Origin of the sequence: Streptomyces sp. NPDC087420, from assembly GCF_044744165.1 — a bacterium.
GTDB lineage: Bacteria > Actinomycetota > Actinomycetes > Streptomycetales > Streptomycetaceae > Streptomyces.
In genome coordinates this window covers 507,843-534,784 of sequence record NZ_JBIUXU010000003.1, presented here as the reverse complement: position 1 = coordinate 534,784, position 26,942 = coordinate 507,843, and the positions used below count along the sequence as shown (strand labels likewise).

Genomic DNA, 26,942 nt, shown 5'->3' with positions numbered 1-26,942 from the left:
CCGTCAGTGCGTTCGTCTGTGGAGACCGCTGTGCAGGGAGCGGGCCGCCGCGTCCGTGAGGGAGGCGATCTGGTCGACGATCACCCGCTTGCGGGCACGGTCGTCCCCGGCCGTGTCGAAGAGCGCCCGGAACTGCGGGTCCAGCCCCTCCGGGGCGCCCGCCGTGAGCGCCTCGGCCAGCTCGGCCAGGACGATGCGCTGGTCGGCGCGGAGGGTCTCCTGCTCGGCCCGCTGCATGACGTAACGGTCGGCGACCGCCTTGAGGACCGCGCACTCGTGGCGCGCCTCGCGCGGGACGACCAGCTCGGCGCCGTACCGGGTGAGCGGGCCCGTGCCGTACGCCTCGCGGGTGGCGCCCTCCGCGGCCAGGCAGAAGCGGCCGATGAGCTGGCTGGTGGCGTCCTTGAGGCGGCCCTGGGCGACGGCCGAGCCGTCGTAGCCGTGCGGCCACCAGCGCTGTCCCATGAGGCGGTCCAGCGCGGCGGACAGCTCGGCCGGGTCGGTGTCCCCGGGGACGTACCGGCCTATCGCGACCGCCCAGATCGAGTCGCGCTCGGTCGCGGAGGAGAGCGCGGCCGGGTCCACGTGGCCGGCGTGCAGCCCGTCCTCGAAGTCGTGGACCGAGTAGGCGACGTCGTCGGACCAGTCCATGACCTGCGCCTCGAAGCACGTGCGGCCCGCCGGGGCGCCCTCCCGGGCCCAGGCGAAGACCGGCAGGTCGTCCTCGTACACGCCGAACTTGGCGGAGGCGGGCTCGGTGGGGTGGGCGCCGCGCGGCCAGGGGTACTTCGTCGCGGCGTCCAGGGCGGCCCTGGTCAGGTTGAGGCCGACGCTGACCGGCTCGCCCGTCTCCTCGGACACGACGAACCGCTTGGGCTCGATCCGGGTCAGCAGGCGCAGCGACTGCGCGTTCCCCTCGAAGCCGCCGCAGTCCTTGGCGAAGTCGTTGAGGGCCTGCTCGCCGTTGTGGCCGAAGGGCGGGTGGCCCATGTCGTGCGACAGGCAGGCGGTCTCGACGAGGTCCGGGTCGCAGCCGAGGGCCGCGCCCAGCTCGCGGCCCACCTGGGCGCACTCCAGGGAGTGCGTGAGGCGCGTGCGCGCGCTGGCGTCCCAGTCCTGGTTACGGGTCCCCGGAGTGACCACCTGGGTCTTGCCCGCCAGGCGGCGCAGCGCGGCGGAGTGCAGCACGCGGGCGCGGTCGCGCTGGAACGCGGTCCTGCCGGGCCTTTTGTCGGGCTCCGTGGCCCAGCGCTCGGTGGCGGCGCTGTTGTAGGGGGACGAGGGGGCCGGGGGGTGGGACGAGGTCGTACCGGTGGTGCCTGCCATGTATCGAAGGTAACCGGAGGGACTGACAGCGGATCCCCCCGGGCCACCGCATTTCGCCCGGAGGGTCCCGGACGGGCCCGGAGGGTCCGATCCTGTACGGTCCGGGCGAAAATGGAATGGTGAGTGGATTTCCCCAATGCGGTGGTGCGTATTGTGCGCACATTGTGGCCGAGTTGCGGTTCTTAATTTGCGAAAAGATTCCGTAAGGGCTCGAACACGCCGTGTAGTGTGCAATCGACCGCGGTGGGGGCTGCTTACGCGGTGGGGGCTGCTTAACGGAAAGCCTCACGCTTCACGGGGAAGTCCCGTGGAGGAAGGGGGGATCTGTGGAGACGATGTTCGCTGCCGCGTCGCAGAAGCGGCGCCAGGCCCGAGGCCTCTCCCCCCGGGAACTCTCCGCCCTCGTGCGGTACGGCGTGGGCCCGCTGAGCCGGGCGGCGCGTAGTAAGGATGCCCCGACTCCGTTGTCGGCGCGGGCCTGTGACGAGGCGTTGGGCGCGGACGGTGGGTCAGTGGCGCGCGCCGGGGGCGTGGCTCCGGCGGTCGCCGTCGGCGGCTCGCCCGGAGTCGGCACGTCGGCCGCGGCACCGCACGGGGCGCGTCACATCGCCGGCCAATTCCCGGAAGGCGTTCTGTACACGGATTTACGCGGCCATTCCCCGCACGGTCCCGCGGCCGGCCCGAGCGCTGTCCTCCATGACTTTCTTGGCGCGCCCGGCCAGGAGACGAGCGCCGGGCACTGTGCCCCGACCACGGGGCGGAGCCGCCTCATACGCCGTGCCCGGCCGATACGCCCCGTGGGCCGCGTGCCCCGTACCACCGCTGTGTCCGCCGCTCGCGTCCGTCGCACCGGCGTTGCGAGGGGCTGATGATGGCGGAAGGCGACTGGCGCCCGGTGATGCATCCCGCGGGCTCCGACACCGAGTTGAGGGTGGCCCTGGAGGAGGTCGCGTTCGGCCGGTGGATGTCCATGCGGACGCTGCTCGCGCGTACGGACACCTCGCGCTCCTGGGCGACCTGGACGTACCGCAGCCAGGTCCTCGCGGCGTCCGCCGCCGGCACCGACGTCGTCGAGGCCTGGGCGGACGACGAACCCGACGCCACCGCCACGGTGATGCTCGCCCGCGTCGCGTCCGAACGGGCGCTCCGGGCCTTCCGGGGCCGGCACCCGAACGCGGACAGCCTGTGGCACACGGCCCTCGGCGCCTGCCGGACCGCCGTACACGCGGCGCTGGACAACCCCGTGCCCTGGACCTGCTTCCTGGCCCTCGCCGTCATCGACGAGGACCAACAGGCGGGCGAGCACCGGGTGAAGGCCTCCGACCCCATGCTGCCGGCCGGACCCTGGGGGCTGCTGCGGCGGGCGGACGCCCTGGACCCGTACAACCGCGAGGCGTACCACCGGATGCTCCAGTACTGGCTCTGCCGGCCCGACGCCTCCGCGATCAGCCACGCGGACGGCTACACGCGGTGGGTGCTCAGCCGGGCGGAGCAGCCCGCGGCGGCGGCCCTGCTGATGCTGCCGGTGTACGTACGGGTCGAGCGGTGGCTCCGGCTTCCCAGGGAAGCCCTCGACATGCACTGGCTGAACAGCTACGCGATCCAGGACGCGCTGTCCGCCTTCCACGGATGGTTCGCCCTCAGTACGGAGGCAGAGCGTTCCGTACAGGACCTCAACTACCTCGCACACGCGCTGTGGGCCGGACAGCAGTACAAGGAGGCGGGGAGGGTGTTCCAGGCGATGGGGCGTCACATCACGCCGCGTCCGTGGCAGTTCCGGCTCGCCGACCCCGGTGACAAGGACGCGCTCGTCGATCACATCGCGCGCTGCCGCAGCCAGTGTCTGAGTGTCGCCGAGTCCACCGCGCGCAGGAGCCCGGCGCGGTTCGGCAGACACCGGCACCGGCCGGCCACCTGAGCGCGCCTCTCCGTCCCCGTACCCCGCCCGTCCCCGTACCCCGCCCGTCCCCGTACCCCCCGTCCCCGCCCCCCCATCCCCCACCACGGCAGAAGGACGACCGTTGTCTTCCTCGACAGGCACCTCACCGACCGGTTCGCCCACCGGCACCACTGCCACCTCCGGCACCTCCGGCACCTCCGCGATCGGCGACCGGGCCGACACACCGGACGCGCAGCGGCTCAAGGAGCTGGGCTACCAGCCCGTTCTGGCCCGGCGCATGGGCCCGTTCGGGAACTTCGCCATCAGCTTCAGCGTCATCTCGGTGTTGACCGGTTGCATGACCCTCTACGGATACGGCATGGGCCACGGCGGCCCCGCCGTCATGATGTGGGGCTGGGTCGGCGCCGGGGCCATGGTCCTGATCATCGGGATGGCCCTGGCGGAGGTGACGAGCGCGTACCCCACCTCGGGAGCCATGTACTACATGGCGCGCATCCTCGGCGGACCGCGCTGGGGGTACTACACCGGGTGGATCAACCTGCTCGGCATGCTGGGCGGCCTGGCGGGCAGCGGCTACGGCGCCGCGGCCTTCCTCGGCGCGCTGCTCAGTCTCCAGACGGGCTACGAACCCACACCCGGTTCGACGCTGCTGATCCTCGCGGTCATCCTGATAGCCGTCGCGGCGATCAACCTGTGCGGGGTGCGGATCGCCGCGTTCTTCAACGACCTGAGCGTGTGGTGGCACCTCGTCGGCATCGTGACGATCGTCGGCACGCTGTGGATCCTGCCCGACAGCCACCAGTCGCCCAGCTTCGTGTTCGGTGAGTTCGTCAACGACACGGGCTTCTCGAACCCGCTGTACGTGTGCGCGCTCGGCCTGCTGCTGACCATGTACACCTTCACCGGGTACGACGCCTCCGCGCACCTGTCGGAGGAGACCACCCAGGCCGCCGTCTCGGCGCCGCGCGGCATCATCAAGTCCATCGTGTGGTCGTGGATCGGCGGGTTCATCCTGCTGGCCGGCCTGACGTTCGCCATCCAGGACTACGCCGCCACGCAGGCGACCAAGACCGGGGTGCCGCCCGCCCAGATCCTCATCGACGCGCTGGGCACCGACGGCGCGACGCTGATGCTGCTCCTGGTGATCGGCGCGATGTTCTTCTGCACGATCGCCGTGACCACGTCGGGTTCGCGGATGGTCTTCGCCGTCAGCCGCGACGGCGAACTCCCCTTCTCGCACCTCTGGCGCCGCATCAGCCGCCGCACCCTGGTGCCGTACTGGGCCGTGTGCATGACGGTCGTCGCGGCCTTCGCGCTGACCCTGCCGTCGCTGTGGTCGACAACCGCGTACGGCGCGATCACGGCGATCAGCGTCGTCGGGATCACGCCGGTGTACATCATCCCGGTCTTCCTCAAGCTCGTGCGCCCCGAGCGGTTCACTCGCGGCCCGTGGCACCTGGGCCGCTGGAGCAACCTGGTGGGCTGGACCGCGGTGGTCTGGGTGACCTTCTGCACAGTCCTGTTCTGCCTGCCGCAGAGCTACCCCGTCACCATCGACACGATGAACTACGCCGTGGTGACGCTGGCCGGGGCGCTGCTGCTGGCGACGGCTTACTGGCCCTTCGCGCGCCGCGTCCAGGAGACCCGTACCCACTCCAACTCGCCCCGGGACATCCAGCAGATGGAGGACATCGTCTGACGCGGGCCGCACTGCCGGAGGAGGCCGGGCGCTGGACGCGCGGCCTCCTCCGGGCGTTTTCCACCGGCTCACCGGCCCGGCCGGGCCGTTGTCAGACCCCCCGCCTAACGTGGTGATCAGTTCGAGAACCAGAAGGTCGGGGAGGGGTCCTGCCATGGGTTGGATCGAAACGGCGGGCGGGTACGCCGTCTCGCTGGAGGGCACGCGGGTGCTGTGCCGCAATGCCGCCGGCAGGGCGCTGAAGCAGGTGCCGCCGAAGCTCAAGGACGACGTCGAGGTGGTCCGGCTGCGGCAGTTGGCCGAGTGGCTGGCGCGGCACGAGAGCGAGTGCCGGGAGCAGGTGGACGCCTGGCTGGTGCGGTCGCTGCCCGTGCCGGTCGCGCTGCTGGCGCGGGTGTGGCCGGACACGGCGTGGCAGGCGGCGCTGCGTGACCTGGTGGTGGCGCCGGTGACGGCGGACGGGTCGGCGGACACCGCGCGCGCCGGGTTCCTGCGGGACGCGGATCCGGTGAAGGGGCTCGGGATCGTGGATCTCGACGGGGACTCGGTGTGGCTGGACCCGGTCGGGGTGACGTCGGTGCTGATCCCCCATCCGGTGCTGCTCGAAGACCTGGCGGAGCTGCGGGAGTTCGCGGCGGAGCTGAAGGTCGAGCAGGGGGTGGAGCAGTTGTTCCGCGAGGTGTGGCAGCGGCCCGAGGGGGTCGCGGGGGCGACCGGCACGGACACGGCCTGGAGCGCGTACGCGGACGGGAAGTTCGCCCAGCTGCGGCATGCCACCGGGCGGGCGCTGACGCTCGGTTACCGGGTGCGGGGCGGCCAGGCGCTGTGCCGGCTGGTCGAGGACGGCCGGCAGTTGGAGGCGGCGTACTGGCTGGGGGGCGACTATCCGGACGCGGAGGCGCGGACGGGCGCGCTGGAGTGGCGGGACGGTACGGGGCGGCGGCTGCCGCTCGGCGAAGTGGGGCCGGTCGCCTGGTCCGAGGGTGAGCGGATGGCCGCGCTGGTGTTCGCGGGCCGTGTGGTCGAGAGCGAAGAGGAGGGGGCGCTGTGAGCGGGGGCGTGGTGAGCGGGGACGTGGTGAGCGGGGGCCTGGTGAGTGGAGGCCTGGTGAGTGACGGGCGGCTGTTGCAGGGCGGTCTGCCGGCTGCCGATCTGCCGGCCGTCGATCTGCTGGACGCCGGGGCGGTGCTGCCGCTCGGCGCGGAGGAGGGGGCCGCGCCGGGCGATGTGCTGACGGCCAGGGCGTACGGCCATCCGGTGCTCGACGGGCGCACGGTGGTACGGCTGGTGCCCGGCGCGATCGGGGCCGCCGAGGACCTCTCCGTCGAGTATCTGGGCTTCTCCGCCGCGGAGGTGGCCGAGGTCGGCCGGGTGAAGCGGCAGTCCCTGGGCTTCCCCGCGTGGGCGCTCGTGAACGACCCGGGGAACGGGCATCACGCCCTCGCCGTGGTCAAGGAGATGGAGCGGCTCGCACGGCTCGTGGCCACGAAGCCGGGGCTGGCGAAGGAGGGATTCGACGAGATCGGGGAGCGGCTCGACCGTTCCGTACCGCACTTCCTGCCCACCTTCTACGAACAGGTGGCGCGGCTCTTCCTGGCCGTGGAGTCCACGGCGCAGGCGGCGACGTTCTTCGGCAAGGCCAGGACGGCCGAGCAGCGGTACGCGCTGGCGGTGGACGAGGCGCGGCTGCGGGAGGTCTTCCTGGAGTTCGCCGCGGCGGGCGCGCTCAGCGGTAAGGCGCTGCGCGAGCATGCCAGGGGGCTGGCGGTACGGCTGTCTCCCGAGGAGGCGCACGCGCAGTTCAGGACCCTGTCCGTGGAGCGGTGCGCGGCCGGACTCGCCCCGTACGCGGGCATGCTGGAGGATCTGCGCCGGCTGTCGAAGGGCGCGGGGCTCGACGCGCGCGCCGAGGAGCGGTCCCTGCTCGCGGAGATCATCCACACGAGCGCGATGAACCGCGCGGCGGTGAGTTTCTGGCAGGCCGCCCTGCCGTCCCTGTCGGACGTGGCGACCGGGGACCGGGCGGTGCGGGAGCGGCTGTTGACGCTGCTGCCTGCTCCTGGCGGCGACGCGGCGGCGTTCGACGACTCGTGGCTGGCGCTGCTGGAGCGGTGCGGCGCGGTGGACCTGCTGCTGGACGGCTCGGTCCCGGCGGCCGGCTGGGTGACGTCCTGGGCGGCCCACCGGCAGCGCGGCTGGGGGCAGACCCCGCGGCTCGCCGCCGAACTGACCCTGGTGGAGCGGCTGGTGGACCGGCTGGTCGCGGACGCGGTGCCGGTGCGGCTGAGCAGCGGGACCGGGTGGCGGACCGGGGTGGACCTGGACCTGCTGGACGCCTGTCTGTCCTGGGGCGTGCCGGTCGGGGATCTCTCCGACGAGGGGAGAGAAGTGCACCTGGGCAGTTGGGTGTCCGACGAGCGGGAGGGCCGCAGGGATCTGCTGGCGGTGACCTCGGAGCCGCGGTTCGCCCCGGCGCTGCGAGCCGCCGTGGAGCAGGAGGCCGGCCGCGGCGGAGCGCCCGAGCTGCTCGAATCGATGGCCCGTCACCCCGCGCTGCGCACGGTGCTCGCGGGTTGGCTGGAGGAGCGGGCCGACGACCTGGCCCGGCCGTTCGGGCTGCCCGAGCTGAACGACAGGCTGCACCAGTTGTCGCGCTTCTCGTCGCCGTCCGTGCTGGCCACCGCGCCGGGGGCGGTCCGGCGGATCACGGCGGTGTCCCCCGCCCCCGCCCTGGCCAGGACCCTGCGCGCCGGGATCCTCGACGAACTGGGGCATCAGGGGTTGGAAGAGGCCCTGCCCCACCTGGGGAAAGTCACGAGGAAGGCCGCCTCGGGCGGCAGGGTCGGGCAGGGCGCGAACGAGCCGTACCGGCTGACGGACGCCTGGCCCGCCCTGCTCGTCCGCGTCGGCCTCCAGGTGGCGGCCGTCGGTCCCGACCAGGTGCTCGACCGGCGGACACTCACGCTGCCCACGGTCTCGAAGACCACGTGGGACACGACCCACATCGCGTACGTGGACGGTCAGTGGCTCGTCGTCAACGGATGGGGTGACGACCGGCGCGGTGTGTGGTCGGGCCGTCCCACCGAGGTCTTCAAGCCCCGGGGCGAGATCAACGGCCAGGGCAACGGCGGCGGCATGCCCTCGCTCCCCCTGGCCGACGGCAGCCGCTGCTACGGCGGCCGGCCGGTCCACCCGGGCGACATCTCGTTCGCGGACGAGCGCAGGCCGGTCGCCTCGGACGGTATCTCCGTCTGGGTCCTGCACGAGGACCACTGGTGGGAGTACGACCCCGCGTCGGCCCGCCGGGGCCGCGTCTCCGTGCCCGCCTTCTTCGCGACGGCTCTGACCGGCGACGCGATCCGGCTGCGGGAGAACGCCTGCCGGCTGCTTCCCGTGCGTCCCGGCCTGGAGTCCTCCCCGTTCGGGACGAAGGACGGACTGCTGGGCTGGTACGTGACGTACGACCCGGACGGGCGGACGCTGACGGCCTGTTCGGTCGACGGCAGCCGCGGCCCGGCCGTCCCGGAGCACTCCGGGGTCCCGCTGCCGCCGCTGCGGCTGCCGGGCGGAGCCGTCCTGCACCCGCGCGAGAAGGCGTCGTACGGCGGCGCGCGGATCGAGCTGTACGACGGCGAGGGAATCTGCCTGGCGTGGCACACCGCGGGCGGCACGGAGGAGACGTACGGCGCGGGCACCCCGCTCGTCCCGCCGACGTCGCACTGGCACGCGCTGCGGCCCCGCGACGAACGGGGATCGGCCGCGCTGCGCGCGGTGACGGACGCGGACGCGGAGTCGCTGCTGTCGGCCGTCGCCGGCGGTTCCGAGCCGGACGCGGCGGTACGCGCGCTGCTGCCGGAGGTCACCCACCCCGGGCTGGTGGCGGGGGTGGCCGGCGTGGTGAGGGAGGCGGCCCGGCACGCGGTACGCCTCGCGAAGCTCGCGGAGCGGGCGGAGCGGGGTCCCGGGGACCTGGCGGCGGACGGGCCGACGGTGCGTCATGCGTACGACAAGGTGCTGGAGGAGGCGTTCGAGGGCCTGGCGCCCGACGGGTACTACTTCGGCTACCGGAACACGTCCCAGGGCTCGACGGCGATCTTCGACCAGATCGGGCGGTTGTCGGCGCTGCTCGCGGCGGACGGCGTCCCGGGGCGGCCCGGGGCCGATCCCGAGAACAGCGGCTGGGTGCCCGTGTACGGATCCACGCTGGTGGCGCTCGCGGTCCGGGCCGCCGTACCGGTGACATCCGAGCCGCATCGGGAGGCCCTGCTGGAGTTCCTGGACGCGGCGCTGGCCGTACGGGCGGGCGGGGCGGGCGGGGCGGAGGACGCCGATTCCGGTGAGGACGGTCCCGGTGGGGGCGGCTCCGGTGAGGACGGTCTCCGTGAGGACGGCGGTGCGGCGATCATGGTCGATCCGCGCGGGCGGCTGCGGATCGTGGAGCTGCGGATGCCGGTCGGCCCCGAGGAGGACGCGGCGAACGCGGGGGACGCGGGGGACGACAACAGGCGGCGGCACGGCGAGGTGCGGCACGCGGGCGCGCGGCGGCTGTTGATCGTCGGCTGTTCGCGGGCCGACGAGAAGGAGGCGTACTGGCAGTGCCTGGAGTACGACCCGGCCGGCGTCTTCGGGGCCTGGGAGGGCACCACGGTCACCGGGTCCCGGGTGCTGGGCGCGGCGGACGATCCGGTGCGGGCGCCGGCGGTGCGCCGTCTGGTGGAGTCGGTGCGTGAGCGTGGTCCGCTGCCGTACCGCCCCGAGCGGGGCATCGAGTTCGCCGAGCGGGTGGGGATCACGCCCTCGGCGGGCGTGCTGTTCCAGCTCGGCTGCCCGGGGCTGAACCGCTACCGGGCGGATCAGGTCCCGGCCGAGTACCTGGAGCCGCTGGACGCGAAGAAGCCCGAGCTGGAGTGGGCGACGTCCCTGCTGAGCGCGCTGGGCAGCGAGCAGCGGCGGTCGTTCACCGCACTGCTGCTGCCGGCCGACCCGGAGCGGGTGGCCGACCTGTGGACGGCCGGGTTCCCGCAGGAGCCGCTGGTGGGCGAGTGGATCGCGACACGCGGCAAGCGGCGGGTCCTGCCTCCTTCGGTGATCCGTGGGGTGGCCGCCGAGTTGCACGCGAGCCAGGCGGTGGACGCGGTGCTCAATCCCGCGTGGCAGAGCGAGCTGACGGGCCGTACGGAACAGCGCCTGGTGGAGGGCGACCTGGGACCGGTCGACGCGGCGCGGCTGCTCACGGGGGACCGGCTGGGCAGCTGGGTCGAGGCGCTGCGCTGGCTGGCGTACCGGCTGCCGTTCGGCGATCCGCTGCGGGCGGTGCTGCCGGAAACGGTGCTCAGGCTGCGGGAGCGGCTCGCCGACCCGGGTCTGCTGATGGACCTGGGGGTGGACCGGGACTTCGCCTACGACCCGGTGTCACCGCGTCTGCGGGAGGCGTACGGACTGGCGGCGAAGCGGGCCGCGGGCGACGCCGAGCTGTTCGAGCTGTCGGCGGCGCTGGTCCTCAAGCCGACGCGGTGGGGGACGGGCGAGGAGGTGTGGGTGCGGCCCTCGGCCGTCCTGCCCGAGCCGGGGGTCGACGGCGGAGGCGGCGGGGGGCCCGACCACCCGGACCTCAAGCTGCTCGTGGCGACGGCGGGGAAGGCGTCGGCGCTGGAGGCGCTGCGGGCCGTCCTGAGTGACGAGTTCCTGGCGCTGGTCTCGGCGGACGGCCCGGCCGGCCCGCCGCAGAACCCGCAGCTGAGCGTGGCGGGCCTGGTGGCCGACGTGGCTCGGCGGTCCGGGATCTCCGAGGACGCGTCGGCCCTCTACCTGATGCTGCTGGCCCTGCCCGATCCGACCGACCGGAACCAGGCGGCGTGGACGGGGTGGAAGCCGGCCCGGTTGAAGAAGGCGCGGGCCGAACTGACCGCCACGGACCTGGTGGTGGAGGGCAGGCGGGCACGCGCGGGACGCACGGTGTTCCTGCCCGGCGGCTGGCTGGAGGAGAAGGACGCGCCCCGGCTGCCCGTGGAGAGCTGGAAGACGGCGCTGCTGCCGTGGGACAGGCCGGGCTTCGTGGTGCCCGACCTGCCGGTGCCCGCGTTGTTCGAGGCCGCGTGGCGGCGGGTGGGCGACGGCGATGTGCCGGCGTTCGAGGAGTTCAAGGGCCGTGGCGGCCGGGGAGGCAGACGATGAGGGAACAGACCGGGCCGGCGGCGGGGGCGGGCGGCGCCCGGCAGGTGGAGCTGCCGGAGGACCGGTTCGCGGCGGAGCTGGCGTTCCTGGCGTCGTACGACAACGGGCCGCGACCGCCGGGCTGGCGGCTGACACCCCGCGCGGTGGTGGTGTTCGTCTGCGGCACGGACGGCGAACAGCTCAAGGCGCCGGACGGCGGGAAGCTCGCGGTGTCACGGAAGTTCGTGGGGGACCGCTCGTTGGTGGAGCGGTGTGTGGTGACGCTCGCGGGCGAGCGCGGGCTGCTGCTCGTGGGCGAGCCAGGCACGGCCAAGTCGATGCTCTCCGAGCTGCTGTCGGCCGCCGTGTGCGGCACGAGCACGCTCACCGTGCAGGGCACGGCGGGCACCACGGAGGACCAGCTCCGTTACGGCTGGAACTACGCGATGCTGCTGGCCAAGGGCCCGAGCCGGGACGCGCTGGTCCCCTCCCCCGTCCTCAGGGCCATGACCCGGGGCGCGGTGGCCCGGATCGAGGAGGTCACGCGCTGTCTGCCGGAGGTGCAGGACGCGCTGGTCTCGCTGCTCTCCGAACGCCGGATGTCCGTGCCCGAACTGGCCGGCGGGGAGGACGGCGACAGCACGGTGCACGCGGCGCCCGGCTTCACGCTGATCGCCACGGCCAACTTGCGCGACAAGGGCGTCTCCGAGATGTCCGCGGCGCTGAAACGCCGCTTCAACTTCGAGACGGTGGGCCCGATCGACGACCTGGACGCGGAGACGGCGCTGGTACGCGGCCAGGCGACGGCGGCGCTGGTGCGGGGCGGGGCGCGGTTCTCGGTGGACGACACCGTGCTGGAGGCCCTGATCACCGCGTTCCGTGATCTGCGAACGGGGCGGAGCGCGGAGGGCTGGGAGGTCGAGCGCCCCTCGACGGTCATGTCGACGGCGGAGGCGGTCCAGGTGGCGACGGCGATGGGGCTGGGAGCGGCCTACCTCGGCGACGGCCGTGACGTACTCCGCATGCTGCCGGGCCACCTCCTGGGGACGGTCCAGAAGGACGACCCGGCCGACCACGCACGACTGCTGGGCTACTGGGACGGCCCGGTCCGCCGCCGCGCGGAAACGGGGGCGCCGCTGTGGAGGACGCTGTGGGAGCTGCGCGATGAACTGGGCTGAGGGGGCGGGGGTGGCGGCGTCGCCCGGGTCGGGGGCGGGGGCGGAATCGGGGGCGAGGCCCGGAGCGGAGGCGGTGGCTGGGGAGGCGGCCGCGCCCGGGGAGGCGTTGGAGCGGCTGGCCGGGTGCACGGAGCCGTATCTGATCGGGGTACGGCACCACTCCCCCGCCTTGGCCGCCGCCGTACCGGCGATGCTGACGCGCGCGGCACCGGAGGTGCTGTTCGTCGAGCTGCCGGAGGAGTTCGCACCCTGGCTGCCGTATCTCGCCGACCCGGCGACGGTCCCGCCGGTGGCCCTGGCGGGCGGCCGGGGGGACGGGACGGGCGGCGGGCTGGTGTTCCTGCCGTTCGCCGAGTTCTCCCCGGAGTTGGCGGCGATCCGCTGGGCCCGGGAGGCGGGGGTGGAGGTTGTCGCGTTCGATCTGCCGCTCGGGGCACGGGAGGAGCGGGTCCTGGGGGGCGGCGCGGAGGGGGATGACCACGGCGGGACGCGGGCTCCGGGCGGCGGGGATGTGGAGGGGAACGGTCACGGCGGGGCGTTGAGTGCCGCGTTGCGGGCGCGGGTTGGGGGACGGGACGGGGACGATCTGTGGGATCGGCTGGTCGAGACCACGGCCCCGGGCTCGGGACCGGAGGCGCTGCGGCGGGCCGCGCTGTTGGTGGGCTGGGCGCTGCGGGCGGACGCGGGTGCGGGTGCGGGTGCGGGTGCGGGTGCGGTTGACCCGTACGACCTCCGCCGGGAGGCGAACATGCGCCGCCGCCTGGCGGAACGGCCCGGCCGTCGTACGGCCGCGGTGATCGGGGCCTTCCACGCGCCCGCGCTGGTGAGGGGAGGGCCGGACGAGGGCGGGGCCGAGGTGCCCGGCTCCGTGGGAGCCGACTTGGCGCGGTCCGCCGAGGCCGACGGGGGCCGGCCTACGGGGGCCGACGCCTCGCGGCCTGCGGGGATCGACGTGACCCAGTCGGTGGGGGCCGACGCCTCGCGGCCCGCAGGGGCCGATGTGGCCGGGGCAGCCCGCGCCGGGGAGGAACGGCCTGCGGAGGCCGACGGGGCCCGAGCCGCCGGGGCCGGGGAGGCGCGGCCTGCGGGGTCCGACGTAACCCGGGACACCGAGGCCGGGGAGGCGCGGCCCGTAGGGGCCGACGAGGCGCGAGCCGCCGGGGCCGGGGAGGGTCGGGTTGTGGGGGGCGGCGCCTCGACGGCCGCCAAGGGTGGGGGCGTGGTTACCTCGCTCGTGCCTTATTCGTATGCCCTGTTGGACGAGCGGTCCGGGTATCCCGCCGGGATCAGGGATCCGGAGTGGCAGCGGGGCGTGCACATCGCCGCGGGCGATCCGGTGCTGCTGGACGACCTGTTGACGGCGACCGCCGTACGGATCTGCGCGGCCGTACGGGACGGCGGTCACCCCAGCGGGCCCGCCGACGCCCGTGAGGTGGTCCGGGTCGCGCGGGACCTCGCGGCGCTGCGCGGGCTTCCGGCCGCCGGGCGCGGCGAGTTGGTGGAGGCGGCGCAGACCGTCCTCACGCAGGGGCAGTTGTACGGGCGGGGCCGCGTCGTGGCCGCCGCGATGGAGAAGGTCCTGGTCGGCGCCCGGCAGGGACGGCTCGCGCCGGGGACGCCGCGTTCGGGGCTCGGACCGTCCGTCGAGACGCTCCTGGCCGGACTGTCGCTGCCCACGCCGACCGCGCCGGGCCGGCGGGAGCTCCGTCTGGACGCGCACCGAAGCGACCTGGACCGGCGCCGTGAGCTGGCCCTGCGCCGGCTGGCGGCCTGCCGCGTCCCGTACGGGGAGGAGGGCGGCGTCGCGGGCGTGGGCGACGCGGCTCCGCTGACGACACGGTGGACGGTGACCTGGTCCCCGTCGACGGCCGCGATGCTCGATGTGACCGGGGTGCGCGGAGTGACGCTGGAGCAGGCCACGGAGGGGACGCTGCGGCAGCGGCGGACACGGGAGCGCCTGCTCGGCGGCCCGACGGCCCCGGAGGTGCTGGCCGGCCTTGAGGCGGCGGCCCAGTGCGGCCTCCCGGGCCTCGCCGCGGAGCGTCTCTCGGAGACCGCCGAGTTGCTGCCCGCGTCCGGGACCCTGCCCGAACTGCTGGCCGGGCTGGCCCTGTTGGACCGGATCAGGTCCGGCCATCTGCCGGGCCTGCCCGACGGGTGGGAACGGGCCGCGCTCACCGAGGCGTACGACGACCTCACCGCCGCCGGGGTGCGCGCGCTGGACGGGCTGGCGGGGTCCACCGACGCGGAGGACGCGCGGGCCCTGGTCTCCCTGGCGGGGCGGGCCGCGGCGGCGCTCGGTGGAGGACTGCGGCTCGACGCCGCGCTGGTCCGGCTGGAGGCCGACGCCACGGCGCTGATCAGGGGCGCGGCGGGGGTGGCCCGGGTGCTGCTGGGGCGCGGGGACGCGACGGAGTTCGGCGTCCGGCTGGCGTCCCGCGTGGACGGCGCGACCACGTCCGCGCTCCGTACGGACCTGGGTGGATTCCTGCGCGGGGCGCTGCTCGCGGCGGGGGCACTGATGGAGACCGGTCCCGCTCTGGACCCCTTGATGGAACGGGTCGAGGCCCTGCCCGACCGGGATTTCCTGGACCGGCTGCCGGCCCTGCGCGCGGGTTTCGACACGCTCTCCCCGGCGGCGAGGAGTCGGCTCCTGGCCACGGTGGAGGACCGCACGGGTCTGGCGGCGGGCACCTTGCCGGGACCGATGACGGATCCGGCGACGCTGGCGCTGCTGGCATCGGCGGACCTGGCGGGCCGGGAGGCCCTGACGGCGAGGGGGCTGGTCCCGGACCTGAGGTGCGACCCGGCGACGGGCGCGGCGCACGGCAGGACGCCGGCGGTGAGCGGACGAGCGTCGCTGCTGGAGCCCGTGGGCTTGGGCGGCGGTGAGGCGGGGCCGGTCGCGGCCGAGGGGGTCGCAGCCGAGGGGGTCGCGGCGGAGCCGACCGGGGCAGGGCGGGTGACGGCCGAGCCGGTCGCGGCAGGGCCGGTCGCGGTCGTCGCGACGGTTGAGGTCGGTGGTGCGGAGGTCGGGAAGGTCGCGGTCGGACCCGTCGGGACCGGGACCGGGACCGTTGCGGCCGGGGGCGGCGAGGCCGGGACCGCTGGCGCGGGCACCATCACGGCCGGGACCGTCGGCGTCGGGACCGCTGGCGTCGGGACCGTTGGCATCGGGGCCGTCGCGGGTGGCGTTCCGTGGGAGGGGGAAGCGGGGCGCGGCGGCATCGCTCTCGTGCCCGGTGAGCGGTGGCGGTTGTTGCTCGGGCGGGGAAGGGAATTGCGGGGTGGAGCTGGACGGGTCGGGGCCGCGTTGGACGAACTGTATGGATTCGGGCGTGGTGAGGGGGCTCGGGGGGAGGACGGGCGGGGCGGTTCCAGGGGTGGGGACGGAGCGCCGTACCCCGATGTGCGGTCCTGGTCCGAGGAGTTGACCGCGCTGTTCGGGCCCGGCGTCCGCGAAGAGGTGCTCGCCGCCGCGGCCGACGCCGGGCGGATCGACGCCGCCATGGAGCTGGACCCCGCGGCCGCCCGCCCCTCCGTGGAACTGCTGCGGACCGTCCTGTCGTACGCGGGCGGCCTCCCCGAGCAGCAACTGGCCCGGCTGCGCCCCCTGGTGGCCAAGCTGGTGGCCGAGTTGACCGAGGCGCTCGCCAACCGGCTGCGGCCCGCGCTCACCGGCCTCTCCCATCCGCGCCCCACCCGGCGCCCGGGCGGTCCGCTGGACCTGGCCCGGACCATCCGGGCCAACCTGGCGACCGCCCGCCGGGACCCGGACACCGGCGCGTTGACCGTGCTGCCGGAGCGGCCCATGTTCCGTACCCGCGCCCGCAAGACGGCGGACTGGCGGCTCGTCCTCGTCGTGGACGTGTCGGGCTCGATGGAGGCCTCGACGGTCTGGGCCGCGCTCACCGCCGCCGTGCTGGCGGGGGTGCCCGCGGTGAGTACGCACTTCGTGGCGTTCTCCACCGAAGTCGTCGATCTCACCGACCAGGTCGACGACCCCCTGAGCCTGCTGCTGGAAGTGAGCGTCGGCGGCGGGACCAACATCGCGCTGGGGCTGCGCCACGCCCGGCAGTTGGTGTCGGTACCGTCCCGCACGCTCGTGGTCCTGATCAGCGACTTCGAGGAGGGCGGCCCGGTCTCGCCGCTGCTCGCGGAGGTACGGGCCCTGGTCGACGCCGGGTGCCACGTGCTCGGCTGCGCCTCGCTGGACGACGAGGGCAGGCCGCGTTATTCGACCGGGATCGCGGGCCAGTTGGTCGGGGCCGGCATGCCGGTCGCGGCGCTGAGCCCACTGGAGCTGGCCCGCTGGGTCGGCGAACGCGTAGGAGGTGCGCACCGATGACCCATCCCGCTCCGGTACTGCCACCGGTCGCCGCCGACGTGGCGGCCGCCGCGCTCGATCTGCTGCCCGTACGGCTGCGCAAGCGCGTGGACGGGGCCGTGGCGAAGGTGGCCGGCTGGCCGGTGGAGGCCACCGGCGACGGCGTCCTGATCCGGGTCGCCGAGGACACCGTGGTGACGCTCAGGGTCACCGCGGGGATCGTCGCCGACGCGGCGGACGCCGTGTGCGGCTGCCTGCTGGCGCCGGCCTGTCTGCATCGCGCGGCCGTCCTGTCGAGCGCGCCCCTCGCGGCCGAGGCGGAGGGGGAGGTGGAGGCGGCGAGCGGGGCGGCGAGCGCGCCCGGGACGCGGCCGGGGACGGTCGCGGGTTCGGAGAAGGGGACGGGTCAGGAGGTCGCCGTATCGACCTCGCCCGGCAACGGCCCCGCTTCCGGCGCCGCCCCCGTGGCGGTCACCCCCGTACAGTCCGCGGCCCTCGACTCGCTGCGGGAGGCCGCGACGGCCGTGCTGGTCGCCGGTGTCACCGGGTCCGGTGCGGTGCACCGGGCCGAACTGCTCCACGCCGCGCACTCCGCGCGGCTGGCGGGGCTGCACCGTCCCGCCGCCACCGCCGTGCGCATCGCGCGGCGGCTGGGTGAGGCGCGCTCGGAGGACCCGGCGTTCCGGCTGTCCGACCTCTCCGCCGATCTGGTGGAGTTGCTGGATCTGGTACGCAGGCCGGCGGCGGCCCTCGCACCCGCCCGCCGGAGTTATCAGCCCGAAGGCCCGCTGCGGCTGCACGGGCTCTTCACCGAAGCGGTGGTGACCGCGTCCGGTTACGCGGGCGCCACGGTCTACGCCCTCGCCCCCGACGGCACGCTCAGGACGCTCTCCGACGTGGCTCCGGGCGGTCCGGAGCGGGCGCTCCAGGCGTCGGGGTCGCCCGTGCCCGGCGGCTGCGCGCTGGGACTGCGTGACCTGGGGGACGGCCGTGGCGTCATCCTCACCTCGGCGACCGTGTCCCCGGACGGCCGGATCGGTGGTGGCGGGCAGGTGCGTTCCGTACGGGCGCCCGGTGCGGGGTGGCACGAAGCACCCCTGGCCGGGCTCTGGGAGCGGTCGCCCGCCGCCCAACTGGCCGCGGCTCTCAGCTGGTCGGCCGAGCCGGCCGACGCCAGGGCTGCGGGCGGTGATCTGCTGTTCCTGGACGGTACGGTCACGGACGCGGGCTTCGTCGTGTCGGGCGGCCCGACGCTCCGCCTGGCCGCCCCTGACGAACGCCCCGACCTCCCGTACGCCGACAACCTCCGGCTGCTGGCCTCCCGGCCGGGGCTCACGCTGCGGTTGATCGCCCGGGCGGTGCACGACCGCCCCGACCGGGTGCACGTCCTGGCGGCGGCCTGGCGGGGGCACGACGACAGGACCGTACGTACGGATCTGGGCCTGCGGCTGCTGAACCGTTCGAACCTCGCGCCGGGAGGAGGCGCGACGGTCGCGGTGTCCGCGCCGAGCGGCGGGAGTGGGCCGGTCGCCGGGGGCGGGCCGGTTGGAGCGACCGCGCCGACACGGGCGATCGTCCCCGACGCCGTGCCCCGCAGCACCCCCCTCCCCGGGCTGCCGATCGAACTCGACCTGCTGCGGCGGGCGGTGGAGCGCGGGGTCGCGGGTGGGCGGGCGGTGGCCGCGGCGGCGGGCGACGGGGACCTTCCTCGGCGGCTGCGGGCCGTGGGGCTCACCACCGGCGCGCAGCGCGTCCAGGCGCTCGCCGAAGCGGCGGCGGACCGGCGCCACGACGTGCTCGGCCGGCTGCTGCCCGCCGACCCCACGGGATTCGCGCTGGCGTGGCTGGCCGCGGCGGTCTACGCGTCGGCGGCGGCCGAATCACTGCTGCTCGCCGCCTGGGCACCACCGGAACCGGCGGCGAACTGATCGGCGCCGCCGATCGTCCTCAGGGAAGGGGAAGGCGCACACGCACGCTGGTCGGCGCACCCACACGAACGACCGCACAGCACGATCCAGTCAGGGAGACCCATGCCACTGCCGAAGCTGCCACACCTGCCCCGGCTGCCGCGTGTCCCGCGCCTCCCGCGCCTCCCGCGCCTGGCGGGCTCGGCGCGTCCGGTCCGTCTCCCACGCCTCCCCCGCACCCGGCGCGGCCAACGCCTCGCCGTGCAGGCCGTGATGGTGGGGTGCGTGCTGGCGCTGGCACCGGCGACCTGGATGTACACGGCCGCCGGAAGCCACATCCGTACGGTCGCGGACGTCCCGGCCACGGACGTCGCCGTCGTGTTCGGCGCCGGGCTGCGGGAGGGCCAACCGTCGCCGTATCTGGCGCACCGCCTCGACGCGGCGGCCGAGTTGTACCGTACGGGCAAGGTACGGGTCGTGCTGGTCACGGGCGACAACAGCCGCGTGGAGTACGACGAACCGGACGCGATGCGCGCGTATCTGACCGGGCACGGCGTGCCGGACGGGCACATCGTCAGTGATTACGCGGGGTTCGACACCTGGGACTCCTGCGCCCGGGCCAAGAAGATATTCGGGGTCGACCGGGCGGTGCTGGTCACGCAGGGGTTCCATGTCCGGCGGGCGGTGGCGCTCTGCCGTTCCGCCGGGGTCGACTCGTACGGGGTCGGGGTGGACGAGCGGCACGACGTGACCTGGTACTACGGCGGCGTGCGGGAGGTGTTCGCGGCGGGCAAGGCGGCGCTGGACGCCGCCCTGCGGCCGGACCCCCACTTCCTCGGGCCGGCGGAACCGGGAGTGGCCGAGGCACTGGGGTCGGCGTCGGCGAGGTGAGCGTGGGCCTGGGCGTGGGTACCACCACCCCGGCCGCGAGCGGCGGTTCGGCCGGATCGCGTCGACAGCCCGGCGGGCGGCCTCAGGCGGGCTTGCGCCACACGGAGACGTGCTTGCCGGAGTCCTGGGTGAACGGCGCCCCGTCCCAGTCCGCGACGCGACGCTCCAGTTCGAGCCCGGCGATCCGTGCCATCAGGTCCAGCTCCGCCGGCCAGGCGTAACGGTGACGGGAGTTGTCGCGACGGTAGCGGCCGTCGTCGCCCTCGCCCTCGCCCTCGCGGGAGAAGTGGTGCGAGACAAGGATCTGCTCGACCAGGTCGAAGGTGTCGAAGCCCAGGTGCCGCTCGGAGACGTCGAACGGCACCGCGACCTGACCGGGCGGCAGGAACCGCAGCGGCGGCACCCCCAGCTCGATGACAAATCGGCCACCGGGCTCCAGATGACGTGCGGCGTTGCGGAAGCACTCGACCTGCTCGTCCTGCGTGAGCAGGTTCGAGATGGTGTTGTAGACGAGATAGACCAGGGTGAATCCGCCGGGGACGACGGTGGTGGCCATGTCCCCGATGGTCACCGGAAGCGTGTCCTCGTCGACCTTGCGGCGCAGCACCGCCGCCATGTGCTCGGACAGTTCGATGCCCACGACCGGGACGCCGCTTTCCCGGAGCGGGACACCCACGCGTCCGGTCCCGATGGCGAACTCCAGTGCCCGGCCGTCTCCGGCCAGTTCCGCCAGAAAGGCGACGGTCGGTCCGAGAACGGCGGGCGAGGACGTTTCGGTCTCCCCGGCGTCGTAGCGGTCGGCGGTCTCGCGGCTCCACAGTTCACTACTCGTCACGGACGATCACTCTGCCGGGTGCCGAGGGGCGCTGTCGACACCATTATCGGCCGCTGCCCTCCCCCGGCTCCGATCACACGGGCAGGCGCGTGCTCATGACCCGGACCGGCCTTGGGTGACATGGGCGATCTAGTCGCCGCCCGCGATCGGACGGCCCGCCGCTCTCAGTTCGCGGGCCACGCGCGGCGCGGCGAAGTACACCCACGCCCGGACCGTGGTGCCGTCCGCGCGCCGCACGTCGCGCGGCACCCGCTCGTACAGGTTGCGGGGATCGCCGGGTGCCACGTACTCCTCCAACTCGTCCAGAACGGAGAGCAGTTCGCCGTACGTGCCCGGCCCCGCCGCCGCCTCCGTCCCCGGCGGCCCCGCCCCCGGCCGCCCCGCCCCGGGCAGCGCCGAGACGATCTCGCCGACGATCGTCGCTCCCGGGGTCTCGATCGCGTACGGGTAGCCGGGGCCGTCGTACAGCGCCGCGTTCTCCAGCCGGGACGGCTCCTCCCCGGTCGTACGGCCGCGAAGGAAGAGTTCGTAGTTGTCCTCGCCCGGCCGCAGGGTGCCGTACACGAAGAAGGGCAGCTCTTCGCCCAGGTGGTGGTCGGGCCGTGGCACGGGGGCGGCTCCTTCAGGGCGGGTGGGGCGGGGGTGGCGAGGCGGGGCAGTCGGGCTCTTCACCGGCGGTTCTACCGCATCCCGCAGCCCCGGACCTCCCCGGCCCCCACCCGCCCTACGCCACCAGCACCGCGAATTGGGACGCGTAGAGGCGTGCGTAGGCGCCCTCCGCCGCGAGGAGTTCTTCGTGGGTGCCCTGTTCGACGATGGAGCCGTTCTCCATGACGAGGATGACGTCGGCGTCGCGGATGGTGGAGAGCCGGTGCGCGATCACAAAGCTCGTACGGCCGGTCCGCAGCGAGGACATGGCCCGTTGGATGAGCGTCTCCGTCCGGGTGTCCACCGAGCTGGTCGCCTCGTCCAGCACCAGGATGGCCGGTTCGGACAGGAACGCCCGCGCGATCGTGAGGAGTTGCTTCTCCCCGGCACTCAGACCCGCGCCCTCCTCATCGATGACGGTGTCGTACCCCTCGGGCAGGGTGCGCACGAACCGGTCCGCGTGCGCGGCCCGCGCCGCCTCCTCGACCTCCTCACGCGTGACCTCACGTGAGGACCCGTACGCGATGTTGTCCGCGATGCTCCCGCCGAACAGCCACGTGTCCTGGAGGACCATCCCTATCCCGGAGCGCAGCTGCTCCCGGGACATCCGCGCCACGTCCACCCCGTCCAGCGTGATCCGCCCACCGGTGACCTCGTAGAACCGCATCAGCAGATTCACCAACGTCGTCTTGCCCGCACCCGTAGGACCCACGATCGCCACCGTCTGACCCGGCTCCACCGACAACGACAGATCCTCGATCAACGGCTTCTCCGGGTCGTACCGGAAGGACACGCGCTCGAAGGCGATCCTGCCGTGGGAGCGCGCCGGACCGGTTCGTACGGCCGGTCCGGATGCGGCTTCGTCCGGCGCCGCCAACTCCTCCTCGGCGTCGAGCAGTTCGAAGACCCGCTCGGCGGAGGCCACACCCGACTGGAGGAGGTTCGCCATCGAAGCGATCTGCGTGACCGGCCCGTTGAATTCGTACGAGTACTGGACGAAGGCCTGGACGTCGCCGATGGACAGCGTGCCCGACGCGACCCGCAGCCCGCCGACGACCGCGATCAGCACATAGGTCAGGTTGCCGACGAAGCCGAGCGCGGGCTGGATGACCCCGGAGATGAACTGCGCGCGGAAACTCGCCCCGTACAAAGCCTCGTTGTACTCCTCGAAGGTCCGGACGGCCTCCCGCTTCCGGCCGAAGACCAGCACCTCCGCGTGGCCGGTGTACATCTCCTCGACATGGCCGTTGAGGCGGCCCGTGACGGCCCACTGCGTGATGAACTGCGGCTGGGACCGCTTCCCGATGACCATCGCCGCGAACACCGACACCGGCACGGTCGCCAGCACGATCAGCGCCAGCAGCGGGGAGATCCAGAACATCATCCCCAGCACGCCCACGAGCGTCAGCAGCGCGCGGACCATCTGGCCGAGTGCCTGCTGGGTGGTCTGGGTGACGTTGTCGATGTCGTTGGTGGTCCTGGACAGCACCTCGCCGCGCGGCCGGCGGTCGAAGTACGACAGCGGCAGCCGCGCGAGTTTGGTCTCCGCCTCCTCCCGCAGCCGGAAACCGGCCCGTTGGACGATCACCATCGTGAGGCGCAGCTGCACCCAGGTGAGTCCGGAGGCGACCGCGACCAGTGAGAGGGCGAGTGCGAGGGCCCGGGCCACCGCCCGGAAGTCGACCCCGCCCGGCCCGGCGGCGCCGGACACCACCAGGTCGGTCGCGTGTCCCAGGATCCTGGGCGTGATCACCGACAGGGCCACGGCAGCGGTGCCGGTGGCCAACACGCCCGCGCTCAGGGCCCGTTCGGGCGCCATCATGCGTAACAGGCGCAGGCTGGAGCGGCGGAAGTCCAGGGAGCGTTCCAGGGAGGGGACGGCCGGCTGGCCGGGGACACGCTGCGGTGCGGGTCCCCGGCGTTCGGGGGCGCCCACCTGGCGCGCGGACTTGGGGAGTTGGCCGTTGTCCGTTCTCATGCCGCTTCCTCCTCGCTGAGCTGGGAGAGGACGATCTCCCGGTAGGTGGTGTTGTCCCGCATGAGCCGGTCGTGGGTGCCCGAGCCGACAACCCGGCCGCCGTCGAGCACGACGATCCGGTCGGCGCCGCGAATGGTGGACACCCGCTGGGCGACGATCACCACCGTCGCTCCCCCGGTCTCCCGGGCGAGCGCGGCCCGCAGCGCCGCGTCCGTCGCGTAGTCCAGCGCCGAGAACGAGTCGTCGAAGAGGTAGACGGCGGGCCGGGCGACCAACACCCTGGCGATGGCGAGACGTTGGCGCTGGCCGCCGGACAGGTTGTTGCCCCCTTGCGCGACCGGCGCGTCCAGCCCCTCGGGCAGCGCGGCCACAAAACCGTCGGCCTGCGCGGTCTCCAGCGCCCGCCACAACTCCTCGTCGGTGGCGTCCGGTTTGCCGTATCGCAGGTTGGAGGCGACCGTGCCGGAGAAGAGGTACGGCTTCTGGGGGACAAAGCCCACCGTACGGGCGAGGAGTGCCGGGTCCAGGTCGCGGACGTCGACACCACCGATCCGTACCGTCCCCCCGGTCGTGTCGAACAGCCTCGGCACCAGGCTGAGCAGCGTGGTCTTGCCGCTGCCGGTGGAGCCGACGACGGCGGTCGTACGGCCGGGGCGGGCGGTGAGCGCCACGTCACGCAGGACCGGCTCCTCGGCGCCGGGGTAGCGGAAACCCGCGCCCCTGATCTCCACCGCGACCCCGGAACGGCCGGGGGCGGGGTCGAGCGGCACCGGGACAGCCGGGGGTACGACGCCCGGCTCGGTGTCCAGCACCTCTTGGATGCGTTCGGCGCTGACGACGGCCCGTGGCAGTTGCATCAGCAGGAACACCGTCATCAGCACGGACGTCATGATCTGGAGCAGATAACTGAGGAAGGCGATCAGTGAACCGGCCCGCAGCTCACCGGAGTCGATCCGGTGGCCGCCGTACCAGATGACCGCGACGGTCGCGCACTGCCAGACCAGCAGGACGGTCGGCAGCATCAGCGCCATCAGCCGGCCGGCCCGCAGGGCGGTGGTCATCAACTCCCGGTTGGCGACGGCGTACCGCCGCTGCTCGTGCTTGTCCCGTGTGAAGGCGCGGATGACCCGGATGCCGGTGATCTGTTCCCGCATCAGCCGGTTGACCTGGTCGACGCGCTGCTGCATCCCCCTGAACAGCGGAGGCAGCTGACGGACGATCAGCCCGACCGCCGTCGCGAGCACCGGTACGAGGGCAACCAGCAGCAGCGACAGCGGCGCGTCCTGGCGGACGGCCATCACGATGCCACCGACGCAGGTCAGGGGCGCGGCGACGAGCATGGTGAGGACCAGGACGGTCAGCGTCTGGACCTGCTGGATGTCGTTGGTGGTGCGGGTGATCAGTGAGGAGGTGCCGAAACGGCTCATCTCCCTTACGGAGAAGTCCTGTACGCGCGAGAAGAGGGCGGAGCGCAGGTCACGGCCGACGCCCATCGCGACCCGCGCCCCGCAGTGGACAGCTGCCCCGGCGGCGAGGATCTGGAGGAGGGTGACCCCGGTCATCACCCCGCCGGTGGACAGGACATGGCCGGTGTCGCCCGTCAGGACCCCGTCGTTGATGAGGCCGGCGTTGAGGGTGGGCAGGTAGAGCGTGGCGACGGTCTGGGTCAGCTGGAGCAGGACGACCAGGGCGATCATCCGCGTGTAGGGGCGCAGCCGGTCGCCGAGGAGACGGATCAGCATGTCATTTCCCGTACGGGCGGGCGGACTTGGCGTCCCGCAGGGCCAGCCCCCACCAGGCGAGCTGGTCGAGCATCGCGGTGGCGGCGCTCTCGGCGGCGGACGGGTCCTTGTGCCGGCCCTCGTCGTCGAAGTGGGCGCCCGCGTTGTGGAAGGAGACCGTGTCCCGGACGGTGACGGCGTGCATCTCCGCGAAGATCTGGCGCAGTTGCTCGACGGCCCGCAGACCGCCGGAGATTCCTCCGTACGAGACGAACCCGACCGGCTTGGCCTGCCATTCGCCGTAGTGCCAGTCGATCAGGGACTTGAGGGCGGCGGGGAAGGAGTGGTTGTACTCGGGGGTGATGACAACGAAGGCGTCGGCGTCGGCCAACCGGGGGCTGACCTTCGCCAGTTGGGTCTGTACGGCGGGACCGGGGCGGAAGGAGAGCGCGGTGGGCAGGTCGATGTCGGCGAGGTCGACCAGGTCGGCGGAGAACCCGGCGTGCCGGTCGGTCCGGCTCAGGAACCAGTCGGCGACAACCGGGCCGAAGCGGCCTTCGCGGGTGCTGCCGAGGATGACGGCGAGCTTGAGGGGGACGGGGGCCGCCGGTTCGGAAGCGGCGGAAGCGACTGGTTCGGAAGCGGTGAGTCGCGCTGAGGGCTGTGCTGTGTCGAGGTCCATGGGAGGAGCCTCATCCCTGAACCTTGGTTGAGGTCAAGCGGGACATGCGGCGTCCTACGGTGGGGGTATGACGTTCTCCGCATCGCATCCGCTCATAGAGGTCGACGGCCGGCCCGCCACCGAGGACGGCCTGCGGTTCCGCGCGCTCGACCACTACGGGCACTTCACCGCCATGCAGGTCAGGGACGGCCGGGTGCGCGGCCTCGCGCTCCATCTGGCCCGGCTGGACTCCGCGACCCGGGAGATGTTCGGCGCGGGCCTGGACGGGGAGCGCGTACGGGCCCTGCTCCGGCACGCGCTCGGTGACGTACGGGACGCCTCGGCCAGGGTCCACGTCCAGTGGCCGGAAGGGTCGGCGGACGCGACGGTCATGGTGACCGTCCGGCCGCCCGCGGACCCGGTCGGCGGGCGGCCGGTGACCCTGATGTCCGTCCCGTACCTGCGGACCGCTCCCCACCTCAAACGCCTCGGCGACTTCGGCCAGGCCCACTACGGCCGTCTCGCGGTACGAGCGGGCTTCGACAGCGCGCTGCTCACCGGGGACGGCGGGGTGGTGGCGGAGGGCGCCGTCGCCAACATCTGCTTCTGGGACGGCACTTCACTCGCATGGCCCGACGCGCCCGTGCTGGTCGGCATCACCATGGCGCTGCTGGAGGCCCAACTGCCGGGCTCCGGCCTGTCATCGGTACGGCGCGAGGTCACCCTCGCCGAACTCCCGCGTTTCCAGGCGGCCTTCGTCACCAACGCCCGTGGCATCGCGGCGGTCTCCCGCGTCGACTCGACGGAGTTCCCGGGGGAACCGGGGCTGCTCAAGACGGTGACGGACCTGTACGAAGGAGTGGAGGGGGACCGCCTCTGACCGGGCGGGCGCGGGGTCCCGGTTCAAGAGCCGCGCGGCCGAAAAGCGTCCGGATCACGACGTGTGCAGCCAGATGCGGAGGGGGCCCAGCGCGTCGAAGCCGGTGGCGAGCGCGGGGGCGAGGTCGTCGCCCTGTTCGTAACCGACCAGGGCCAGGCCCGGGTGGTAGTCGGCGGCGGCCGTGACCGCCGAGGACCAGACGGCGGCGACCGCCGCGCTGTCCACGGCGAAGAGGTTGGAGACGCCGACCACCCCCGCCCCCTCGTTCAGGACAACTCCCCCGGCGAGGTCGTCCCCGTCGCGGAAGGCCAGTACCAGCACGGTCGGATCGTCCAGCAGGACGGGCCGGAACACGTCCGGGGTGTCCTCGCCGCCCGCCCACGCGGCCTGCCACTCCAGAAGCCGGTCGGCCGTCAGGACACGTTCGGCGGGCAGGTTGGGCCACTCGGGTACGGGCCGCTCGGCCGGACGGTGGATCCAGCGCGCGTCGACCATCCCGGTGAAGCCCTCCGAGGCCAGGTCCAGCGCGCCGAAACTGTCCTTGACCGAGCACCCCGGTGCCCCCCTGTCGACCGACGGGAGGAAGTCGGCGGGGGCCGCGTCGGGACGCAGCGTGACGGCGTCCGGATAGTACGGCGGCGTCCTGCGGGGGCTCCACCACACCCGCTCGCCGAGGGTCCCGGAGATCCCGTGGGACCGGGAGACGGACGCGCACCAGTCGGCATTGTTCCGGGCGGCGGTGGCGCTGAGCGAGGTCATGTCGGATGCGTTCATCGAGCACAGAGTGACAGCCTCCGGGAGGCGCCGCACGTGGATAGGGGCCGTGTGGCGTCACCCG

Annotated in this window: 16 protein-coding genes; 9 read left to right on the top strand and 7 right to left on the bottom strand. The window is 73.7% G+C overall.

Features of this window, described 5'->3' with window-relative positions:
- Nucleotides 1-3 precede the first annotated feature (3 nt).
- A complete protein-coding gene (locus ACIO1C_RS08455; RefSeq protein WP_401859868.1) occupies nucleotides 4-1,326 on the bottom strand; it encodes a deoxyguanosinetriphosphate triphosphohydrolase in 1,323 nt (440 codons plus the stop codon).
- A gap of 868 nt (nucleotides 1,327-2,194) precedes the next feature.
- On the opposite strand from ACIO1C_RS08455, the gene ACIO1C_RS08450 reads away from it, so the two are divergent.
- The 8 genes from ACIO1C_RS08450 (at nucleotide 2,195) to ACIO1C_RS08415 (ending at nucleotide 19,381) form a co-directional block, all read left to right on the top strand.
- Nucleotides 2,195-3,244 (top strand): hypothetical protein, encoded by a 1,050-nt coding sequence (locus ACIO1C_RS08450; protein WP_401859866.1) that lies wholly within the window; start codon nucleotides 2,195-2,197, stop codon nucleotides 3,242-3,244.
- A gap of 184 nt (nucleotides 3,245-3,428) precedes the next feature.
- Complete coding sequence (locus ACIO1C_RS08445) at nucleotides 3,429-4,925, top strand: amino acid permease (protein WP_401860000.1); 1,497 nt, start codon at nucleotides 3,429-3,431, stop codon at nucleotides 4,923-4,925.
- Between the two features lie 154 nt (nucleotides 4,926-5,079).
- A complete protein-coding gene (locus ACIO1C_RS08440; RefSeq protein WP_401859864.1) occupies nucleotides 5,080-5,976 on the top strand; it encodes a DUF4132 domain-containing protein in 897 nt (298 codons plus the stop codon).
- On the top strand, nucleotides 5,973-11,099 hold the full coding sequence (locus tag ACIO1C_RS08435; protein ID WP_401859862.1) for a hypothetical protein: 5,127 nt from the start codon (nucleotides 5,973-5,975) through the stop codon (nucleotides 11,097-11,099). Before ACIO1C_RS08440 ends, ACIO1C_RS08435 begins: the two co-directional genes overlap by 4 nt.
- The gene (locus ACIO1C_RS08430; protein ID WP_401859860.1) at nucleotides 11,096-12,256 is read left to right on the top strand and encodes an AAA family ATPase; all 1,161 of its coding nucleotides are present in this window, start codon (nucleotides 11,096-11,098) and stop codon (nucleotides 12,254-12,256) included. The genes ACIO1C_RS08435 and ACIO1C_RS08430 overlap by 4 nt, the downstream gene beginning before the upstream one ends.
- Nucleotides 12,243-16,604, top strand: a complete 4,362-nt coding sequence (locus ACIO1C_RS08425; RefSeq protein WP_401859858.1) for a DUF5682 family protein — start codon at nucleotides 12,243-12,245, stop codon at nucleotides 16,602-16,604. Before ACIO1C_RS08430 ends, ACIO1C_RS08425 begins: the two co-directional genes overlap by 14 nt.
- A complete protein-coding gene (locus ACIO1C_RS08420; protein WP_401859856.1) occupies nucleotides 16,601-18,511 on the top strand; it encodes a hypothetical protein in 1,911 nt (636 codons plus the stop codon). The genes ACIO1C_RS08425 and ACIO1C_RS08420 overlap by 4 nt, the downstream gene beginning before the upstream one ends.
- A 102-nt stretch (nucleotides 18,512-18,613) precedes the next feature.
- The gene (locus ACIO1C_RS08415; protein WP_401859855.1) at nucleotides 18,614-19,381 is read left to right on the top strand and encodes a vancomycin high temperature exclusion protein; all 768 of its coding nucleotides are present in this window, start codon (nucleotides 18,614-18,616) and stop codon (nucleotides 19,379-19,381) included.
- Between the two features lie 82 nt (nucleotides 19,382-19,463).
- Here the strand turns inward: ACIO1C_RS08415 and ACIO1C_RS08410 are convergent, their stop codons facing one another.
- The 5 genes from ACIO1C_RS08410 to ACIO1C_RS08390 all read right to left on the bottom strand — a co-directional run bounded on the left by ACIO1C_RS08410 (nucleotide 19,464) and on the right by ACIO1C_RS08390 (nucleotide 25,245).
- Nucleotides 19,464-20,216 carry a class I SAM-dependent DNA methyltransferase gene (locus ACIO1C_RS08410; RefSeq protein ID WP_401859853.1) on the bottom strand — a complete coding sequence of 251 codons (753 nt, stop codon included), beginning with the start codon at nucleotides 20,214-20,216 and terminating at the stop codon, nucleotides 19,464-19,466.
- A 129-nt stretch (nucleotides 20,217-20,345) separates the two neighbouring features.
- On the bottom strand, nucleotides 20,346-20,825 hold the full coding sequence (locus ACIO1C_RS08405) for a gamma-glutamylcyclotransferase family protein (RefSeq protein ID WP_401859852.1): 480 nt from the start codon (nucleotides 20,823-20,825) through the stop codon (nucleotides 20,346-20,348).
- 115 nt (nucleotides 20,826-20,940) lie between these two features.
- Nucleotides 20,941-22,842 (bottom strand): ABC transporter ATP-binding protein, encoded by a 1,902-nt coding sequence (locus ACIO1C_RS08400; RefSeq protein ID WP_401859850.1) that lies wholly within the window; start codon nucleotides 22,840-22,842, stop codon nucleotides 20,941-20,943.
- On the bottom strand, nucleotides 22,839-24,584 hold the full coding sequence (locus ACIO1C_RS08395; protein WP_401859848.1) for an ABC transporter ATP-binding protein: 1,746 nt from the start codon (nucleotides 24,582-24,584) through the stop codon (nucleotides 22,839-22,841). The genes ACIO1C_RS08400 and ACIO1C_RS08395 overlap by 4 nt, the downstream gene beginning before the upstream one ends.
- 1 nt (nucleotide 24,585) lies before the next feature.
- Nucleotides 24,586-25,245: an NADPH-dependent FMN reductase gene (locus ACIO1C_RS08390; RefSeq protein WP_401859846.1), complete on the bottom strand. Its 660-nt coding sequence runs from the start codon at nucleotides 25,243-25,245 to the stop codon at nucleotides 24,586-24,588.
- A gap of 67 nt (nucleotides 25,246-25,312) precedes the next feature.
- On the opposite strand from ACIO1C_RS08390, the gene ACIO1C_RS08385 reads away from it, so the two are divergent.
- On the top strand, nucleotides 25,313-26,104 hold the full coding sequence (locus ACIO1C_RS08385) for an aminotransferase class IV (RefSeq protein ID WP_401859844.1): 792 nt from the start codon (nucleotides 25,313-25,315) through the stop codon (nucleotides 26,102-26,104).
- A 54-nt stretch (nucleotides 26,105-26,158) separates the two neighbouring features.
- Here the strand turns inward: ACIO1C_RS08385 and ACIO1C_RS08380 are convergent, their stop codons facing one another.
- Nucleotides 26,159-26,878 carry a hypothetical protein gene (locus tag ACIO1C_RS08380; protein ID WP_401859843.1) on the bottom strand — a complete coding sequence of 240 codons (720 nt, stop codon included), beginning with the start codon at nucleotides 26,876-26,878 and terminating at the stop codon, nucleotides 26,159-26,161.
- Nucleotides 26,879-26,942: the final 64 nt, after the last annotated feature.

Excerpts from the sequence above, each read along its gene's own strand:
- ACIO1C_RS08455 (WP_401859868.1), bottom strand. The coding sequence starts at position 1,326 with ATGGCAGGCACCACCGGTACGACCTCGTCCCACCCCCCGGCCCCCTCG.
- ACIO1C_RS08450 (WP_401859866.1), top strand. The coding sequence starts at position 2,195 with ATGATGGCGGAAGGCGACTGGCGCCCGGTGATGCATCCCGCGGGCTCC.
- ACIO1C_RS08440 (WP_401859864.1), top strand. The coding sequence starts at position 5,080 with ATGGGTTGGATCGAAACGGCGGGCGGGTACGCCGTCTCGCTGGAGGGC.
- ACIO1C_RS08430 (WP_401859860.1), top strand. The coding sequence starts at position 11,096 with ATGAGGGAACAGACCGGGCCGGCGGCGGGGGCGGGCGGCGCCCGGCAG.
- ACIO1C_RS08425 (WP_401859858.1), top strand. The coding sequence starts at position 12,243 with ATGAACTGGGCTGAGGGGGCGGGGGTGGCGGCGTCGCCCGGGTCGGGG.
- ACIO1C_RS08420 (WP_401859856.1), top strand. The coding sequence starts at position 16,601 with ATGACCCATCCCGCTCCGGTACTGCCACCGGTCGCCGCCGACGTGGCG.
- ACIO1C_RS08415 (WP_401859855.1), top strand. The coding sequence starts at position 18,614 with ATGCCACTGCCGAAGCTGCCACACCTGCCCCGGCTGCCGCGTGTCCCG.
- ACIO1C_RS08400 (WP_401859850.1), bottom strand. The coding sequence starts at position 22,842 with ATGAGAACGGACAACGGCCAACTCCCCAAGTCCGCGCGCCAGGTGGGC.
- ACIO1C_RS08395 (WP_401859848.1), bottom strand. The coding sequence starts at position 24,584 with ATGCTGATCCGTCTCCTCGGCGACCGGCTGCGCCCCTACACGCGGATG.
- ACIO1C_RS08390 (WP_401859846.1), bottom strand. The coding sequence starts at position 25,245 with ATGGACCTCGACACAGCACAGCCCTCAGCGCGACTCACCGCTTCCGAA.
- ACIO1C_RS08385 (WP_401859844.1), top strand. The coding sequence starts at position 25,313 with ATGACGTTCTCCGCATCGCATCCGCTCATAGAGGTCGACGGCCGGCCC.
- ACIO1C_RS08380 (WP_401859843.1), bottom strand. The coding sequence starts at position 26,878 with ATGAACGCATCCGACATGACCTCGCTCAGCGCCACCGCCGCCCGGAAC.